Raw genomic sequence first — 18501 nt, 5'->3', positions numbered from 1 at the left:
GTAAACAACTTGCCCAGGAAAAAGAAAAAAATCAATCGCAGGAAGAAAGAATCGCAAAGCTGGAAACATTATTTAAAGTTAAAAAAATAACAAAATGAAGAAAATAATATTGGTATTAATATTCTTAGGCAGTTTTTTTAATAATGTAAAGGCCCAACTCGGGACTGCTAAGGGAGATGTATTCGAAATATCGAATATAGGTTCAACGGTAGGTAATAATATGATGCGCAAAATATGGCTTTATCGTAATCAAGCTGGTATCGATTGGTTTACTGCATCATTACATGACGGTATTGCGGTAGATGTTTCTTTTTTACAGCCGCAGGTAAATACCAGAACGTGGTGGGAGCGGAACCCTGCTACAGGGGAGCAGATGTGGGGGGATATGGGGCAAACTTTTATGATGCTTTCGGGAGGTAACTTAGGCCTAGGAACACTTACTCCTACTTCGAAGCTTGAGGTACAAACCACTAGTAACGGCTGGCCATTAAGTTTGCGAACCAATGCTTTTAACCCAGGTGATATTAATGGGTTAAAGTTTTATTCAGGATATATAGGAGATGATAAATGGGCAGGTATAGCCAGTGTAGCTGAGAATTTTCAAAGCAATAAAACTGCTTTATCTTTTTATTCCGGTGAAACAGAAAAAATGAGGTTAGCATGGGACGGCAACGTTGGTATAGGGACAAAAAATCCGATAGCCTTACTCCAATTGGGTGATTTCAATAATTCTAATCAGCCAAAGCAAGTTCTCATTCCTGGTACTTATAATTTTGAGAGAATTCAACTCGGACAATTAGGGAATGGAAATTCTGCTTTGGAAATGGTTAACCATAACTCAGCAGAAAGTTCTTATGGTATAAGATTAATGGCGAATATTGATAATGGCGGACCTGGTCTGCAATTTCAATATGCCCAGGGTAAAACCAGTTATGGAATGCTCGATTATCGTACAGGCATGTTTATGGATTTAAATGGACAGGTTGGGATTGGTACGCTTTTTCCAAAAGAAAGATTATCTGTAAACGGCAATATCCGCGCCCATGAAATCAAAGTAGATGCTAACAATTGGCCTGATTATGTCTTTGAAAAAAATTACAGGATTGCAACGTTGGGAGCGTTGGAAAGTTATATAAAAGCAAATAAACACCTACCTGAAATACCATCTGCAAAAGAGTTGGAACGCGACGGAATGGCTGTTGGTGAAATGAATAAAATGTTGTTGAAAAAAATAGAAGAGCTCACACTGCATATGATCGAGATGAATAAACGGGTAGAAAAATTAGAAGCAGAAAACCAAAAACTTAAAAGGAATGGAAATTAAAAGTATCTTATTAATTGCTTTATTGTTTTCCTGTACAATTGGATCATCTAGTGGACAGGCCATAAATATCACAAATGATCAATACCATCTTTATGGGCCAAATTCTACCTGGTCGCAGTACCTGCAGGTTGGTGGTAATGGCCAGGTAACCGATCATGCCTTTGTAGCCGTAACCAACGGAAATCTGCACCTTGATTCAAGAGCTGGCTTTGGTACCTATATTAACTACTATAATCAGGGCAATACTTTTATTAACCCTCAAGGCGGTAATGTTGGTATCGGGACTACTTTTCCTGCTACTAAATTTGAAGTGATGCAGGCTACCAGCGGTTGGACGATGAATAGCCGGGTTAATGCACCAACTGTAGGAGAAATAAACGGCTTAAAATTCTATTCAGGTTATTTTGGCGATGATAAATGGGCAGGTATAGCCAGTATTTCCGAGAGTTTACACAGCAATAAAACCGGGCTTGGATTATATTCAGGAATGATGGAAAGGGTGAGGATTTCTGGCGATGGTAATGTTGGCATAGGAACCACTTTTCCGTCTACAAAATTTGAGGTGATGCAACCTACTAGTGGCTGGACCATGAATAGCCGCGTTAATGCGACATCTGTCGGAGAGATTAATGGTTTTAAATTTTACTCAGGTTATATCGGTGACGATAAATGGGCCGGGATTGCCAGTGTTGCAGAAAGCTTGCACAGTAATAAAACCGGACTTGCCTTATACTCAGGAATGACGGAGAGATTGAGGATTTCTGGCGATGGTAATGTTGGCATTAGCACAGATGCACCTAGAGCAGTATTAGATGTAGCTAAGTATGTAGGTTTTGGTAGTCTTGGTATTGTACTATCAAGAATGGGAGAAGGAGACGAAAGCGGAGATGGAACTTACTTGGGGGTAAAGGGGTACGAGACCCAATTTTCCACTTACAATGGGAAAACTTTTGCATTGGAACATAGCTTTTACGGGCAGACAAATAGTTCGGTAAGTTTTTACAGGGGCAGTAGCGAATTAGGTGGTTTTATGACTTTTAGTACCAATAACAACAAAGAACAGATGCGAATAGATTCTTGGGGCAATATTGGCATCGGCATTACCAACCCTACAGAAAGGTTAACCGTTAACGGTAAAATTAAGGCCAACGAGATTAGGGTTGATGGAGCAGGGGCACCCGATTACGTATTTGAAGAAGATTATAAAATTTTATCACTCAAAGAAACCGAGCAATATGTTAAATTAAACAAACACCTGCCCGAAATACCCTCGGCAAAAGAGTTCGAACGTGACGGTATAGCGGTCGGTGAAATGAACAAACTATTATTGAAAAAGATAGAGGAGCTTACGCTTCATGTTATCGAACAGAATAAACAGTTGATAGAGCAGAACAAGAAAATAGATAACCAGAATTTAAAGATTGCGGTGCTGGAAAAGAAGATGGATGGTAAAACCATTATGCACGAATAAACAAGCCTAAATAGATATTAATGAAAAAGTATTATTTGATTATTTTATTGTTGTGTAACGTATTAACTGGCAAAATGCTTTTTGCGCAGAATTTAGGCTACAACCAGGGCGATTACCTAGAGATTGGTTCAAGAGCTGGTTTTACCAACAATGATTTCAAAAACAAGCTGTGGTTGTACCGATGGGTAAATGGTTCTGGTTGGACGAGCGCTGCCTTATTCGATGGAATAAGTATTGATGTTTCTTGTCTCGTTCCTGGTGTTGATGCCCGTACCTGGTGGAAGCGGGATCCGGCTGGAGAGATTCAAAGTTGGGGAACCAGAAACGAGACTTATATGACCTTGAATGGTCCAAGACTTGGAGTGGGTACTACTGATCCGAAAACCCTGCTTGATGTTCAATCCAATCAAAATGGTTGGATGATGAGTTCGAGGGTTACTGCAGCCTCTCCAGGAGAGCTTAATGGCTTTAAGTTCTATTCGGGTTATCTTGGTGAAGATAAATGGGCAGGTATAGCCAGCGTTGCAGAAAATCTGCACAGCAACAGTACAGGCCTCTCTATTTATACGAACCAAAGCGAGAAGGTAAGGGTTTCTGCTGATGGTAAAGTAGGAATAGGAACCAGTCTGCCCGAATCAAAACTTCGTGTAGTAGGCGGTGGAGTGGTAGTTGGCAGAAACGCAACGTTTAATGATACTGATGGAAATATCAGTATTGGAGATATCTCCATGAACTCAAGCCCAAATACAGGTAATTGGACGTATGGAACCAATATGTTGATATCAGGCCTTGATTTTACTACCATAGGTTTTCACGACGCAGGCGAGCGGGTCGATTTTATTAGAAGCGGAAAGGGAACCATTGAGCTGGGCTACGACGGTGGCTGGGGGCATGCCAATATTGGTTTTCCGAATGGAATATGGAACGCTGCAGGTAACCTTGGGATTGGAACAACAGCACCAATTGAAAAGCTCACCGTAAACGGTAAAATTAAGGCCAACGAGATCAGAGTTGATGGAAATGGTCAGCCAGATTATGTATTTGAAGAGGGGTATAACATTGGAACGTTGAAAGAATTAGAAAGTTATATTAAAAAGAACAAACACTTGCCCGAAGTTCCATCAGCTGTAGAAGCCGCCGAAAATGGCATCGCCCTTGGCGAAATGAATAAACTGTTATTAAAAAAGATAGAAGAACTTACACTGCACCTGATTGAAAAGGATAAGCAGTATATTGGCCTGCAGGACGATGTGAAAAAACAGGAAGAGCGGATCCGCCTGTTAGAAAAGAAGCTGGAGAAAAAATAAATGGGCGGCAACCAAATGGTAAATAAAAACTGGTAATGAAAAAGTGGCTCTCGTTGTTGATGTTATGCGCTGCCTTAGGGCTTAATGCACAGCAAAGGCCGCAATATAGCCAATACCTGCTGAACAGTTACCTGTTAAACCCGGCATTAAGCGGTATCGAAAATTATACGGATGTTAAATTGGGGTACCGGCAACAATGGTCGGGTTTACAGGATGCACCTAAAACGGCTTTTGTATCTGCACATTGGGCGCTTGGAGATGAATACTTATGGTCAAATGCACTTTCGTTTGCAGGCGATGGGAACGATCCCCGCTCATTAAGTTATACCCAGAACTATACTGCTTCACCAGCACACCATGGCCTGGGTTTTTTAGCCGTGTCTGATAAAGCTGGTCAATTATCAACCACTACCTTTGATATAAGTTATGCCTACCATTTACAGCTGAACAATAAACTTAACCTCTCCTTAGGTGTTGCCGGTGGCTTAAGCCGTGTAGCCATAGATATTAATGCCCTTCAGCTCGAAAATCCCCGCGATCCTGCTTTAAACAATGCCGCCAATGCCCGGCTATTGCCCGATCTGTCAGCAGGCCTTTGGCTTTACGGTGCAAATTTCTTTTCCGGGTTATCTGTTCAGCAGGTTTTACCCCAAAAGCTAAATTTTTCGGGCGATGAACAATACAATACCGGAAAACAGGTGGCACACGTATTTTTGAATAGCGGATATAAGTTTTACTTAGCCGAAGATTTGAATGTTACGCCTTCAGTATTATTTAAATATGTAAGCCATGTACCATTATCGGTAGATGTTAATGTGAAGATGGGTTTTAAAGACCGCATCTGGATCGGTGCAGGCTACCGAAAGCAAGATGCCCTGAACATGATGGCCGGATTTAACGTCAACCATCTTTTCAACCTGAGCTATAGCTACGATGTAACTACCTCCACACTCAATCAGGCCAGCAAAGGAAGCCACGAAATCGTACTTGGCCTGCTGCTCAATAATGTGTACAAAGTGGTGTGCCCGCAACGGCAGTGGTAATTTACCTGATCAGGGTGATCGACCCTGTGTAGCGAACATCTTTGTTTAATAAGTCTGTCCCATTTAATACATAATAATAAGCGCCTACCGGTACAGGTTTATTACGCCAGTTACCATCCCACGAATCGAATATGTTGGTGGTGAAAAAAACTTCATCACCATAACGGTTAAATATTTTGAAGTTGAACCTTTTTAAATTGGTTACATTAATATTCAGCAGGTCGTTTATGCCATCCCCGTTCGGCGAAAAAGAATTGGGAATCTGTAGCCCGGTTCCATCCAGCAGCACTAAGTCATCGATGGTAAATAGGTCAACGCAGCCATTCGTGCTAAAAGCCCGAAGTTCAATTTTATAACGACCTTTCTTTTGATAAACATGTGTAGGCTGATGAGCTGTAGAAGTTTCGCCGTCGCCAAAATCCCATTCATAGCGGTCGGCATCACGCGAGTGGTTTAAGAAAGTAATGGGCGTAGGGGCAGCAAACTTACCCGGGATAGCTGGGTCGGTTTGGAAACTGGCCACCGGATTTTTAACAATCTCTGGAATATTAATGGTAGCTACATCGCTATAACAATCGCCAACTTTCACCATTACAGCATAATCGCCAGCTTGTGCAAAACTATTAATCGGTACACTAACGGCTGCGGTGAGGGCATTAAAGTTGGCTGGGCCCGACCACTGGTAGGTGGCATCCGGTATTTCGGGAATGCGGAGTTCCATGGTACTGCCTAAGCAAAAACTGGTTCTGTTGGCAGAAATGACTGGTTTTTCGGGTTTTAAAGCGACATAAAAAGAATAACTGCTAACCGTACGGCATCCTCTTGGCGAAAAGGCTTCGAGTATTACCGTTTTTATGCCGGCAGTGGCATAGGTAATTTCGAAAGGTCCTGCGCTATTGGCGTTGGCCAGGTTTGCATCTGCACCAAAACTCCAGTTTAAACTACTATAATTACTTGCATCAGCCTTGAATATAAATTTTTGGGTATCCATACAGGCATTTTCAGTGCTCCTTACAATAGTCGATTTAGGTCCCTGAAATTCTCCGTTCCCATCAAATGAAAGACTAAATCCGTTGTTTTTGTTCGAAAAATTATCAATCAGCAAGGCATATTGATGGCCTTCAACCATATCAACTGCTTTTACAAAGCCATCTTGATTTAAAGCACAGCCACCTTGTTCGGTAAGGTCTGCCGAGCTGCTGTTTGCTCCGGTAAGATAATACCTCGGCGTACAGCTTACCCCGCTTCCGGCTGCGCAGCGGATGGCATTAACAGCTGATGGTACTGCTGCATTAATGGCTGGCCCCAGGTCAAATAATACCCAGTCTATATCGTCGGTAACGGCTGTGGGGGTAATGGTAAAACCCAGGCTCCCGTTATTGGCTGCTATCCAGGTATACCAGGCACTATTCGATTCGGTACTTAAACATGTTCCGGCGGCTTCACGGTTATTCTGCCCGGCACCACTCACCATAAGCTCGGTAAAACTGTCTTTATTGCATAAAGGGGAGGCAGAGGAGAAATCTTGTCCCGGCTTGTTTGGCGGATTGTAACTATTGATACAGAGTTTAAAAGTTCCTGTTGCATTATTTTCGGCACTAACGCGCAGGTAATAAGTATTGCCAATAACCAGCCCGCCTTTATAGGCCGTAGTGATGTTAAGGTCGGTCGTCATGGAACCGATTTGCTCGGTAAGGATATTGTCTTTATAGGTGTAAAATGCAACCAGCGGATTAACCAATGTGTTATTATTCCCTGCAGATTGCCCGGTTACCGTAGCGATAACATCTGTTCCGATGGCAGTAAAGCTATACCATATATCCTTTCCCTCGCTGCCCCAGAAAGCACCTTGTTTATAACCGCTCGGCGTTGCATGGTTATTATTGAATTCGGCATCGGCAGAACAGTATACCAAAGTGTTTTTAACCGGACTTGCTGTTTTAACGTCATCGTTTGCAGGAGCCTGTGCCTGTACGGTAAGGATAGCGCCAGCCAAAAATAGAAACAGCAATAAACGTGTTAACATAAAGCAGTATTGAGCGTTAAGCGATAAAAATATTGATTATAAAATGATTGGTCAAATATGGTTGGATGGATTAATTTCTAAAACAAAACATCGGCCTAATTAAAATTATCATTTTCTGATGGATGTTTTGCTTTTTAGTCTCGATTCCAGCTGGTTGATTCTTTTTTCCTGTTTGATGTTCTTTTTGTTTAATTCGATCACGTACAAAGTCAGTTCTTCTACTTTTTGTAGCAGCTTGGTTTGCAGTTCACCTACGCCTACACCCTGGCTCTGCATGTTTTTTGCATCTGCAATTTCGGGTAAGTGTTTATTTGCCTTGATGAATTGCTCGAGTTTTGGCAGCGAGCGTAAGCTATAACCTTTTTCGAATACAAAATCGGCACCGGTAGTGTTTACCACAATTTCATTTACCCTGGCTTTTCCGAACACATTTAGCTTGTAAGATGTATTGGTAGAAGGCGAACCTCTCCCTACTGTCATATTTCCATAATTATCGATAATTAAAGCAAGTGTACCAGAGCCATTTAAATCTGTACTTTGTGAATTCACCCATAAACACATTCCATTGTCGCGATCATATCCTATACCTCCATATTTACTCGCCGCACTACTAAAAACCTGTACAGGATAATTAGCTTCTAACATAGCGGTTTTATTCCAGCCACCTGTCATTAGTCCTCCACCTGCTACATGTAGGGGTGAAGATGGGGCTATGGTTCCTATCCCCACATTCCCATTCTGCAGAATCGTCATGGCATCGGTAAAAGGAACATTGTTCCCTAAACTGCCCCATGGAGCTGTTCTAAACCGCATCCCACCCTGGACAAAAAAAATCTGCGAAGAAAAATCGGTACTGGCATAGGTATATGCATCACTGGTTGGCGTAAAGCGATAGCCATAACCAACTGTACCATAAGCAACGCCAGAGGCACCAACAGCAATTGCACCATAATTTTGTCCCGCCGGATTATTAAAATATCCAACACCTCTTACATCTAACTTACCCTCGGGTGCTGCAGTTCCCAGGCCGAGGTTACCATCAATTACCACTTCCTTTTGTTGTACAACCTCTGTAATTTGGGTAGTATTGGCTGGCATTTCTCCAGTGCCGAAAGTCCAGTCCGAATAATAAGACCAAAAATCAGCACGGTCTGTAGCCGAGATAGTATAGTTGGCCCAGTAGGTAGAATTATTGGAAATCTCTATACGAATATACTCTGCACCATTTTTTTCATATTTCCCGAGCCTGATTCGGTCAGGTTTTTGATAGCCTAAATCGCTTTGGAATTGAGTCCAATAAAAACCCTGATAATAGTACCAGCCTAAAGTTACTTTCATTGCTTTGTTGCCGCTTCCATAGGTATAATTGCCACTTCCATACATATACCCCGTAATCTGTATCTGTGGTGCAGGAGTATCGTTTGCAGGAATATTCGTATCCATATAAAAATAGGCCGGTGAGTTATCCAGAGCAGGGATTTTCATCACGTTAAAATAAGTGCCTCTACTACCAAGCATGCCGGTACTGTGTATTTCACCAATTACATTCAATTTGCTGTCCGGAGAAAGTGTTCCAATTCCGGTATTCCCATCCGGTGGAAAGGTATTTTGTGCTTTTACAACATTTGCAAAAAATACCGCCAGACAGATGATTCCATATGTTTTTAATACAGTGGCTTTTAAATTTTTTATTTTCATTTTTCTAAACTTTAAACTTTTGGGTTTATTCTTTTATTCAGGGGCCTGACTTTGAAAAGAGACGATCTAATATTAGATGCATGTAATCATCTTTAGTGCAAGGTTTATTATGCCCTTTAGTTATATCCGATAGAATTAAAAAGGAGTGTAAACAATAAGCTCATCGAATTGCTGTTTGATGATGATGTTTTTGTATTGAAATTTTTAATCATCAGCTACAAAATTGGAGAAATTATAGACGAAAATATGGTGCTTTTAGATGTTGCTGTACAAAAGTTATGTTTTGTTTGACGAATCTGCCTAAATCGGTGATGAATTGGCTGTTTTGGTTATGCGCTGCGCTCGGTCGACTTAAAAAAAACAATTATTTTGTATCCGTTATTGTACAAGTTGTTTATCGCTCATGCACAAATGTTTTTATGAAAATTAGCTGCTTCATCATTGATGAAGAATCGGTAAGGCTATCGTGATTCCACTAACTGTTAACGTTGAAGTTTCACAGACCTCGAGGAGCAAAACAGCTAAATTTTTTGATCGCAGCTTGTATCAATTACTTTAATGAATACTAAGGCAATAAATCTAAAAAACCAGATCAACAACAAAATATATGATGAAATATTTCTATGTAATTTTAATCGTATTCATCTCGAATACAGTTTTAGCTCAAAACTATAATAATATCCTTAATTACTCCGCAGAAAGCGCACCAGTACATGGGGTGAAAATTAAAACCAATTTGCCTTTTATCCCGGCAAGTCAAATGCCGACAATTAATATTACAGGCTATAACTACCAATCAGCAGAAACAATCAATCTAACCATTGCTTATTACATCTATTCAGGTGGGAGTGATTTTAGTGATCCTGCTAATTTCTACTTTCATAACGCAACTATATCTTCTTCAGGAGCTTATACGCCAAAAGTGTTTTTGTCAGCCGAAAATGGAAAAGTGATTATTTTCATAGACGACAAAAGTTTTTATCAGCGGTTTACGGTAAGTGCTTACGCTCAGGGACTAGGTGAAGTTTCGAGTTGGTTTGAAGGATGGATCACGGCAGATGAGCCTTTAACGGGAGTGAAAACGGTTGAGGTTCCTTACAGAAACCGGTTTAAAGGAGATGTTTATTTTTCGGGTAATGGTATTTGGAATGCAGATGGTAATGTTGGGATTGGTACTGATCATCCGGAAGTTCCCTTAACAGTATACGGGAAATCACATTTTTACCCAAGTAGGGTTGGACCAGGGGATGCAAGAACTTTATCTATAGATAATACCTTCACTAGCATAAATTTTTTGAATAACAATTATCCTGTTGTCTTAAAAACAGGTGATGGTAATCAGCCTTTGGTACTTAATGCAGCAAGAGTAGGTATAGGTACTGCTAATCCGACGGCTCTACTCCAAATAGGAAATTTTAATGATTCAAATCTGTCAAAACAGGTGGTTATTCCAGGAGTCTATAATTTCGAAAAACTTCAACTTGGACAATTGGGTAATGGAAACGCTGCGTTAGAGATGATCAACCATAATTCACAGGAAAATTCATATGGTATGAAAATAACAACCAATGTTGATAATGGCGGTCCTGGTTTACAGTTTCAATATGCAAAAAGTAAAAATAGTTATGAAGCACTAGAGTATCAGACGGCTATGTTCTTGGATCTTAACGGTCAGATTGGTATTGGTACTTTTAACCCACAGGAAAAGCTTACCGTAGCCGGAACAATCGGTGCACGCGAAATAAAAGTCTCTACGAATGCCGGTGCCGATTTTGTATTCGAACCTACTTATAAACTTCCCGATTTAAATGAACTCGAGAAATTTGTAAAAACCAACAAACATCTGCCCGAAATACCAACGGCTAAACAAATGATTGAGAACGGCGTAAACCTCGGCGAATTGAATGTAAAACTGTTGCAAAAAGTAGAAGAACTCACGTTGTATCTGATCAAGAAGGATAAAGAACTCACACAAGAGAAAGAAAAGAACCAATCGCAAGAGGGAAGAATTGAGAAGTTGGAGATGTTATTAAAAGTTAAAAAATAGGATCATGAGAAAATATCTAATCACAGTTTCCCTGACATTAATAACACAGGCCCTTCTGGCACAAACAGATACGCTGGTCATACAAGATACCAGATCAGTTCCATCAAGTCCAGATTCTTATAAGAGGTCTTTACAGGGGCATTTTAAAGCGGCTACCGCCTTGGGTCTTTCTACAAGTTACTATTATACTGTATTGGGCTTAAGAGGCTGGCTAGACGATTCTGGTGGTAAGGCACATGAATTTGCTTTTGGTGATGATAATAAAGTTTTCCTCCGATCAGGCCTTAATAATGCAGGCTGGGGTGGCTGGCGTTCTTTATTAATCAGTAATGAAGATGGGAATTTTGGCATTGGCCTAAGTAATTTTCCGACAGAAAAACTAACCGTAAACGGTAATATTAAACTTGCAGACAGGGCCAGCAGCTATCTGATCGACTATGCCTCTTTGTCTGAAACCAGTGCTGGTGCATCGACTATTCTGGGGAATAACGTAGTGGCAGGTACGATAACTAATTCCGTGAAAAAAACAAGGAGTATATATGACTCTGGATCTTTTGTTTCTTTAAACTATTATCATGGCATTACTTTTCATACTGGTGTAAGTGGTGAATTAAATCTAGATCAACCGGTTGAAAATAGTGAAAAAATGCGGATTACACAGAACGGTAATGTGGGGATTGGTACTACAAATCCTCAGGCAATGTTAGATGTGAATGGGGCAGCAATTGTAAATGGCCCAGCAGGTATAACCTTAGCATTAAAAAAGAATAGTAACAATATTCCTGCGATGGCTTTTCAAGGCGCAAATCAGGCAGTTGTTATAGAAGGAGGCGACGATTATTTAACGGCTTATCTGGGAGGAGCAAGGAGATTTTCTATTTTATCGAATGGAAATCTTGGGATTGGTACAAATACCCCTATTTCAAAACTCGATGTAAATGGAAGTATTAATATGCCTGATGGGTATAACCTTACCTGGGGAGGTAATTATGGTCCAGATATACCAACAATAGCTTCAAGTATCAATGCTGGAATAAATTTTTATCCCTCAGGATCAACTTTGGGTTCGGCCTTGCACATTAACCGGAATGGCAATCTGGTAGTTGGAAAAACTACTCAATCCAATTCTTCATATAAACTCGATGTAAACGGAAAAGCGCGAGTAAGCGAAATTGTGGTAAATACCACTGGGGCAGACTTTGTTTTTGACAAAGACTACAAATTGAGAAGCCTGTCAGATGTAGAAGCTTTTATTAAAACAAACAAACACCTGCCCGAAATACCAACAGCCAACGAAATGGTTAACAGTGGTGTAAATCTTGGTGAATTGAACATTAAACTGTTGCAGAAAGTAGAGGAACTTACTTTACACCTGATTGAAAAGGATAAGCAGCTGCAAAAGGAAGACTCACTGATTAAAGGACAACAGGATGAGATACAAGTATTAAAAAAAGGCTATGCTGAATTAAAGCAGCTACTGGAGCTATTTATGAAACAAAAAAATAATGAATATGAAAAAAATAATACTACTAATCGTTAGTCTGTTTTACTACTTAAGTTCAGATGCACAAACTCCTGTTCAGGTAATTTCTGTGCCTGGGACTAAATATGTATATGTAGGAAGTTTAATATTTGATCAGGATTCCGGAGGGAATTCACAAAAAATCGTTGTCAAAATATTTGGAGGCTCTTTTTTTTCCGATTCAAATGGGGAAACAAGCTATTATATTTCCAATCGAGCAGGTTTAAGTGTTAAACAAATTAGTTTAGGTAGCTATTCTTCAAGTAGAATCGCATTAAGAGCATATAGAAATGAAGCCAATATTGATTTTTACATTGTGCCTAATCCTAACGATTATGCCTCATTCGCTGTAACTTCTTTTTCTTTTGGAAATGCATTATCTGCACAGTATGTAAATGTTACCACCCAGGCTTCTACACCAACAGGTACAGATATCACCTCATCCATCAATATTGTACCGATGATGATGACCGACGAATCTGGAAATATTGGTTTAGGTACAAGCACTCCTGCAGCAAAGTTAGATGTGAATGGAAGCACGTTGGTTAGAGGAAATTTAATTACATCAATTGCAGATGCAAATATTGGTGGATCAATTGAAATCCAAAACCCTGCTAAAACAGCAAATGGAGCTGCGAGTATCTGGAGGATTTTTAATATGTCTGGTGGATATGGAAACTCTTTACAATTTTGGGCTTATGACAACTTGAATTGTGCGCCTGGGGCACTTTGCAATAATAGATTCACATTAATGGATAATGGTGATGTTGGTATAGGTACACATCTTCCGAAAGAAAAACTATCTGTAAATGGTAAGATCAGAGCGCACGAAATAAAAGTTGATGCAACTAACTGGCCCGATTATGTTTTTGAGAAAGGTTATCAGGTTGGGACACTAAAAGAACTGGAAAGTTATATTAAAACCAATAAACACCTGCCAGATATGCCAACCGCAAATGAAGCACAAACAAACGGGGTTGCCTTAGGAGAGATGAATAAACTTTTGCTTAAAAAGATAGAAGAATTAACACTACATCTAATCCAGCTTAAGAATGAAAGTATTGCACAACAAAAACAACTAACCGAACAAGCAAAGTTTATACAGAAATTTAAGAAAAAGCCTAAAGTAATGCATTGAAACTCTACATATTTTAAGCGATGTTTTAGAGTAGGGAGGGTAAATAAAAAAGTTGCATTTTGGCTAAACATGCAACTTTTTTGGTTATAGTACTAATCCCCGTTTTTTTAGCAAGACTTTTAGCGGCTTTCTTTTTTATCGACGACTTTCGGACTGAGTACTTGATGTTCCTCTCTAATTTTTAAGTTTTTCCCAGTTCATCTGCGTTGTCATTTTAGTGTATTTCAATTCATTTTAAATTACCTATAAATTTTTGCTTATCTGAACTCTTCCTGATCACTTATGGGCAAGGTACCAGCACCGCAATGTGCTGATTGGATAATTCAATCAGCAATCAGATCTCCGCCATTCATTTCATAATCCACTTGCTTTTATAATGCTAGCGTTACATTTAAATTGAATTTACATTCTTTACAATTCTTTTTACAATCTTACTGGTGATGGAATGCGCTGGCCAAATTAGATTTGCCAGACTAATTGTGTTCCTATGAAAACAAAAACTATTTTATTATTTCAGGCGATGATGTTTTCCCTGTCGGGTTTTGCCCGGCAAAAGGAAAGTTCGGTAGACAAGCCTGTTGCCGGGTGGCCAAAAATTGCGCTGATTAACCAGCCCATAAAAAATAAATATTTAGTGATTTTGGCGATACTGTTCTGCCTGATCAATACAACTATGGCGAGGCAGCAGCCAGCTGGCAAGCCGATTGTTTACAAATTGGATTTGAACATGAGCAAGCTCTTTTGGAAGGCTACTAAGGTTAATGGTGGACATAATGGCTTTCTTTTGTTCAATTCGGGCGTATTAAATGCTGATGCAAAAGGGAAATTGCGGAATGGGAATTTTGTGATGAATATGACCTCCATTACAGCGGTAGACAAATTGCTGCCACGCGAAAACAGGGAGTCTGAACAGGTAATCAAGGCGGGTAACTTCTTTGCGACTGCCCAATATCCTACAGCTACCATCAATGTGAAGTCTATTGTAGCAACGGGTAAGGTAAATCAATATCAGGTAACTGGTGACCTGACCATAAAAGGGGTGACCAAACCGCTGGTATTTGTGGCTACGATTAGCCCTAATGGAAGTGGTTTAAAAGCTGAGGCTGAAATGGATATTGACCGGACAAAATGGGGCATTACCTACAAATCAGGTAATTTCTTTTCCGATTTAAAGGATGAACTGATTTCTGACATGATCCATATTTCGTTGAATTTGGTATTTTACAAAGGATCATCGTAATAAAATAAATATCAAAGAATATCCTGTTTATCCGCGCTGACAAAGCAAGGGATTTCACCTTAATCATAAAGTGCCTTAGGAAACTCCTATGGCACTTTCTTTTTTTAGCTAACAATCTTTTTGTTAAACCTTTAGCGCTTGGCAGTTAGTGTAGATTTATCGCTAAACCCCTAACGCTCTCCGCTAAACCCTAAAATAAAAAAATCAATTTCCCCATTCCTCACCTCATTCATTTCGGCTTTAAAAATTAAAGTAAGTTAATATAGTGTTTACATAGGTCGAGTAGCTTTGCCAGCATTCTAAGGGACCCAGAATATAAACTAAAACGGTTTAGAACCGATTACTAATTTTTAATTAACATGAAAAAACCTTTACTGCTTAAGCGGAAGTTTTTGCTATGCGTATCATTGGCAAGTCTATTATCCGGTGTAATCTCAGTACCTGCAAACGCTGCGATTTATTGGGATCATGCAGTACATGCTATAAAAAAGCAAGGCACAGGAACCATCAGTGGTAAGATCGTTGATGAAAAGGGCGATCCGCTTCCGGGTGCAAGCATACTGATCAAGGAATTAAACAAAGTTGTACAAAGCAAACCTGATGGTAGCTTTAGCATAAATGTTCCGGACGGAACTTATAATATTCAGGTAAGTTTCATTTCTTACACGGCTGTAACCTTAAATAAAGTTGTAGCGAAAAGCAACGAAACAATCACCCTAAATGTAACCCTTAAAGGAGAGACCGGAAGTTTAAACGAGGTGATTGTTGTAGGATATGGCACCCAGAAGAGAGAAAATGCAACCGGGGCAGTTGATCAGATTACCTCTAAGAGCATTGAGAACAGACCGATTACAAACCTTACACAAGGGCTTCAGGGACTTCTTCCAAATCTAAATCTGAAAATGATGGATGGTAAGCCCACCCAGTCACCCAGCTATAATATTAGGGGTACAACTTCCATCGGCCAAGGTGGGAGTGCACTGATCCTGATTGATGGTTTTGAGGGAGACCCAAGTCTGCTTAATCCCAACGATGTTGAGAGTGTCTCCATCTTAAAGGATGCTGCCTCTGCAGCCATTTATGGTGCACGGGGTGTTTTTGGTGTTGTGCTGATCACCACTAAAAAAGCTGAAAAAGGGCGCACAAGTGTTGCATATTCATCCAATTACTCAATAAAAAGCCCATTGCAGGTTCCAGATTATGTAACTGATGGTTACACCTGGGCAAAAATGTTTGCTGAAGCTTTTGTAAATGGCGATGGTGCTTTTCCTCAAAATGCGAACAAAACCCAGAAATTCTCGCAGGCATATCTTGATGAGTTTAAGAAAAGAGCAGAATCTGGTCAGCCTTACAATCAAATTGAGGTTAATCCAACTACAGGAGAATATACTTATTATGGCAGCACCGATTATTATGCCGAGCTGTATAAAAAGAATACTGCTGCCTTTGAAAATAACCTGTCGGTAAGTGGCGGTGGTGATAAAGCTTCGTTTCTGGTTTCAGGACGTTTCTTAAATCAGGGCGGTTTGTTTAGATACAATAGCGATGATTATGATATGAAAAATATCCGTGCAAGAGGTGCTGTTCAGGTTTTTCCATGGCTGAGTATCGAAAACAATGCCGATTACTCGGTGATGAATTATCACAATCCCATTAACGTTGGTGAGGGTGGCGGTATATGGCGGAACATTGCCGACGAAGGAAAACCAACAATGCCTTTATTTAATCCTGACGGATCATTAACTTTTGCATCTGCATATACCGTTGGTGATTTTATCTACGGAAAAAACGGGATTGATACCCGACGTCAGGTTTTTAGGAATATAACAGGCTTACGAAGCAGTTTTTTAAACAATAAATTAAGGGTAAATGCTGATTTTACCTTTCGCAATACCAATAACGATATCGACCAGAAAAGAGTGCAGGTGCCTTATAGTAATGTACGCGGAGTAACGGCCTACGTAGGCACAACCACTAACGATCTGTTGTTTGATAAACGCGAAACGAATTACCTGGCCACGAATATTTATGCCGAGTTCGAAAACCGTTTCGGGGCTGATCATTATTTAAAAGTAATGGCAGGTTACAACTATGAGCAATCTACTTATAACCGTGTTGCCATTCAGCGTAATGGAATTATTTTTGAAGACGCCACAGACCTCAACCTCGCTTTGGGCCAATCAATCAACACAGGTGGAGGATATGAGCAGTGGGCTATTTTGGGTGGTTTCTCCAGGTTAAACTACGCTTTTAAAGATCGTTATCTGGTAGAGGTAAATGCACGTTATGATGGATCATCAAAATTCCCTTCAAATCAGCGTTATGGATTTTTTCCCTCGGTTTCAGCAGGATGGAGGATCAATAAAGAGCCTTTCTGGAAAGTATCTGATAAATTTATTTCCGATTTAAAATTAAGGGCTTCTTACGGATCTCTTGGAAATGGTAATATTGCTTCCTATGCATTTCAGGAAATCTTCAATATCAGCCAATCCAATGTTATTCTGAATGGTGTTAAACCACAAACAACCAAAATTCCGGCAGTATTGCCAGATGGCTTAACCTGGGAAACCTCTACCACGACCAACTTTGGTTTAGATCTGACCATGCTTTCAGGCCGTTTGACATTCACAGGAGATGCTTATGTCCGTAAAACTACTGATATGTTTACTTTCGGCCTTACGCCACCTGCAGTGTTTGGGGCCGATGTTCCCAAAGGGAACTATGCAGACTTAACAACCCGTGGCTGGGAGGTTTCGGTAGGTTGGAATGACCGGATCGGAAGATCGGATAAGCCCTTCAGGTATAATGTGAGGCTAACCCTTTCTGATAACAAAACCAAGATCGATAAATACAATAATCCGGATAAGTTGTTGAGCGATTATTATGAGGGACAAACTTTGGGAGAAATTTGGGGCTATGAAACCGAAGGTTTCTTTATTGATGATGCCGATATAGCAGCTCATGCCAAACAGGATCCACAGATGAGGGCATCTCCAACCGGTAAATGGTTCCCTGGCGATATCAAACTTAAAGACCTGAATGGAGATGGTTTTATCAACGTAGGCGAGAATAAAGTGGGCAAATCCGGAGATAGAAAAATCATCGGTAATTCGGCACCGAGATATCTTTATGGTATTAATCTGGGTGCAGACTGGCATAATATCTCATTTTCTGTATTCTTCCAGGGGGTAGGCAAACAACAATGGTACCCAAGCACCGAAACAGAAATGTTCTGGGGGCAGTATAACAGGCCATATAACAATATCCCAACTTTTCATTTGGGAAATATGTGGACACCACAGAACACCGATGCCTACTTCCCAAGAACAATGTCGAGGGCTGCATCGAGTAATACCAACCGTACACTTGGCGTGGCGCAAACAAAATACCTGCAAAATGTGGCTTACCTGAGAATGAAAAACCTTCAGGTGGGATATAACCTGCCAGCCAAATGGATAAACAAGATTGGTGTACGCAGTGCGAAAGTGTTTTTCTCGGGTGAAAACCTATTTACCTACTCGCCGATGTACAAAATTGTAAAACATACCATCGATGTAGAAAATGCCGTGCCTTCAGATCAGGACCTGAATCCAAACAGTACAAATGGTGATGGTTATAACTATCCTTTAATGAAATCTTACTCCTTTGGATTAAACATTGGTTTTTAAGCTGTGGATTACTAAAT

The 18501-nt window shown here is 40.2% G+C and carries 11 protein-coding genes; 9 read left to right on the top strand and 2 right to left on the bottom strand.

What is annotated here, in order from left to right:
• Positions 1 to 94: 94 nt before the first annotated feature.
• From AC04QZ_RS24940 to AC04QZ_RS24925, 4 genes are read left to right on the top strand one after another with little or no spacing between them, the layout of a single operon-like run.
• Positions 95 to 1324, top strand: coding sequence for a hypothetical protein (locus AC04QZ_RS24940; RefSeq protein ID WP_478359920.1), 1230 nt, complete (start codon positions 95 to 97; stop codon positions 1322 to 1324).
• Complete coding sequence (locus tag AC04QZ_RS24935) at positions 1314 to 2795, top strand: hypothetical protein (protein ID WP_478359919.1); 1482 nt, start codon at positions 1314 to 1316, stop codon at positions 2793 to 2795. Before AC04QZ_RS24940 ends, AC04QZ_RS24935 begins: the two co-directional genes overlap by 11 nt.
• A 20-nt stretch (positions 2796 to 2815) precedes the next feature.
• Positions 2816 to 4102 carry a hypothetical protein gene (locus AC04QZ_RS24930; protein WP_478359917.1) on the top strand — a complete coding sequence of 429 codons (1287 nt, stop codon included), beginning with the start codon at positions 2816 to 2818 and terminating at the stop codon, positions 4100 to 4102.
• Positions 4103 to 4137: 35 nt separating this feature from the next.
• Positions 4138 to 5145 (top strand): PorP/SprF family type IX secretion system membrane protein, encoded by a 1008-nt coding sequence (locus tag AC04QZ_RS24925; RefSeq protein ID WP_478359916.1) that lies wholly within the window; start codon positions 4138 to 4140, stop codon positions 5143 to 5145.
• 1 nt (position 5146) lies between these two features.
• On the opposite strand, the gene AC04QZ_RS24920 is transcribed toward AC04QZ_RS24925, so the two are convergent.
• Together AC04QZ_RS24920 and AC04QZ_RS24915 are read right to left on the bottom strand one after the other, a co-directional pair.
• Complete coding sequence (locus AC04QZ_RS24920; protein WP_478359915.1) at positions 5147 to 7171, bottom strand: T9SS type B sorting domain-containing protein; 2025 nt, start codon at positions 7169 to 7171, stop codon at positions 5147 to 5149.
• A 108-nt stretch (positions 7172 to 7279) separates the two neighbouring features.
• Positions 7280 to 8869, bottom strand: coding sequence for a hypothetical protein (locus AC04QZ_RS24915; RefSeq protein ID WP_478359914.1), 1590 nt, complete (start codon positions 8867 to 8869; stop codon positions 7280 to 7282).
• A gap of 607 nt (positions 8870 to 9476) precedes the next feature.
• Here AC04QZ_RS24915 and AC04QZ_RS24910 point away from each other — a divergent pair.
• From AC04QZ_RS24910 to AC04QZ_RS24890, 5 genes are all read left to right on the top strand, one after another.
• Positions 9477 to 10916, top strand: coding sequence for a hypothetical protein (locus AC04QZ_RS24910; protein ID WP_478359913.1), 1440 nt, complete (start codon positions 9477 to 9479; stop codon positions 10914 to 10916).
• Between the two features lie 4 nt (positions 10917 to 10920).
• Positions 10921 to 12456: a hypothetical protein gene (locus AC04QZ_RS24905; RefSeq protein ID WP_478359912.1), complete on the top strand. Its 1536-nt coding sequence runs from the start codon at positions 10921 to 10923 to the stop codon at positions 12454 to 12456.
• Entirely contained in the window at positions 12428 to 13576 is a 1149-nt protein-coding gene (locus tag AC04QZ_RS24900) for a hypothetical protein (RefSeq protein ID WP_478359911.1), read from the top strand. Before AC04QZ_RS24905 ends, AC04QZ_RS24900 begins: the two co-directional genes overlap by 29 nt.
• Positions 13577 to 14063: 487 nt before the next feature.
• Positions 14064 to 14816, top strand: a complete 753-nt coding sequence (locus tag AC04QZ_RS24895) for a YceI family protein (protein WP_478359910.1) — start codon at positions 14064 to 14066, stop codon at positions 14814 to 14816.
• Between the two features lie 359 nt (positions 14817 to 15175).
• Positions 15176 to 18484 (top strand): SusC/RagA family TonB-linked outer membrane protein, encoded by a 3309-nt coding sequence (locus AC04QZ_RS24890; RefSeq protein ID WP_478359909.1) that lies wholly within the window; start codon positions 15176 to 15178, stop codon positions 18482 to 18484.
• Positions 18485 to 18501: the final 17 nt, after the last annotated feature.

The organism is Pedobacter folensis, from assembly GCF_056490665.1.
Note: the sequence above shows the minus strand (reverse complement) of the source record. Positions and strands in the feature narration are given on the sequence as shown.

Coding starts and splice junctions, on each gene's coding strand:
- AC04QZ_RS24895 (WP_478359910.1), top strand. CDS start 14,064: ATGAAAACAAAAACTATTTTATTATTTCAGGCGATGATGTTTTCCCTG.
- AC04QZ_RS24925 (WP_478359916.1), top strand. CDS start 4,138: ATGAAAAAGTGGCTCTCGTTGTTGATGTTATGCGCTGCCTTAGGGCTT.
- AC04QZ_RS24900 (WP_478359911.1), top strand. CDS start 12,428: ATGAAAAAAATAATACTACTAATCGTTAGTCTGTTTTACTACTTAAGT.
- AC04QZ_RS24930 (WP_478359917.1), top strand. CDS start 2,816: ATGAAAAAGTATTATTTGATTATTTTATTGTTGTGTAACGTATTAACT.
- AC04QZ_RS24910 (WP_478359913.1), top strand. CDS start 9,477: ATGATGAAATATTTCTATGTAATTTTAATCGTATTCATCTCGAATACA.
- AC04QZ_RS24890 (WP_478359909.1), top strand. CDS start 15,176: ATGAAAAAACCTTTACTGCTTAAGCGGAAGTTTTTGCTATGCGTATCA.
- AC04QZ_RS24935 (WP_478359919.1), top strand. CDS start 1,314: ATGGAAATTAAAAGTATCTTATTAATTGCTTTATTGTTTTCCTGTACA.
- AC04QZ_RS24940 (WP_478359920.1), top strand. CDS start 95: ATGAAGAAAATAATATTGGTATTAATATTCTTAGGCAGTTTTTTTAAT.
- AC04QZ_RS24920 (WP_478359915.1), bottom strand. CDS start 7,171: ATGTTAACACGTTTATTGCTGTTTCTATTTTTGGCTGGCGCTATCCTT.
- AC04QZ_RS24915 (WP_478359914.1), bottom strand. CDS start 8,869: ATGAAAATAAAAAATTTAAAAGCCACTGTATTAAAAACATATGGAATC.
- AC04QZ_RS24905 (WP_478359912.1), top strand. CDS start 10,921: ATGAGAAAATATCTAATCACAGTTTCCCTGACATTAATAACACAGGCC.